1 protein-coding gene is annotated in these 447 nt (G+C 34.9%); it reads left to right on the top strand.

Features of this window, described 5'->3' with window-relative positions:
• Nucleotides 1-447, top strand: a 447-nt coding sequence (locus tag HMPREF2933_RS05285) for a Cna B-type domain-containing protein (protein ID WP_148131522.1), incomplete at both ends; no start/stop codon positions are given.

Genomic DNA, 447 nt, shown 5'->3' on the forward strand with positions numbered 1-447 from the left:
CTGGACAGGATCGTTTACAGACCTTGATGAGTATAAGGACGGAAAAAAGATTGAGTATACAATCAAAGAAGACTCTGTCGGAAAAGGTTATGTAAGTGTAATTACTGGAAGTATGAAAGAAGGCTATAAGGTAACAAATACAAGAGAACCTGAAAAGATAAAAGTAGAAGGTAAAAAGACTTGGAATGATAAAAACAATCAAGACGGAAAGAGACCTGAAGAAATCACAATCAATCTGTTAAAGAACGGAACAAAGATAGATTCAAAGGTTGTTAAGAAGTCAGATGATTGGAAATGGAAGTTTGAAGGACTTGATAAGTACGAAAACGGACAAGAAATAACCTATACCATTTCAGAAGAAGCAGTAGAAGGATACTCAACTGAAATCAACGGATATGATGTAAAGAACTCTTACACACCCGAAAAGACAAGTATACAGGTAACAAA

Source organism: Streptococcus sp. HMSC066F10, assembly GCF_001813805.1.
Lineage (GTDB): Bacteria > Bacillota > Bacilli > Lactobacillales > Streptococcaceae > Streptococcus > Streptococcus vaginalis.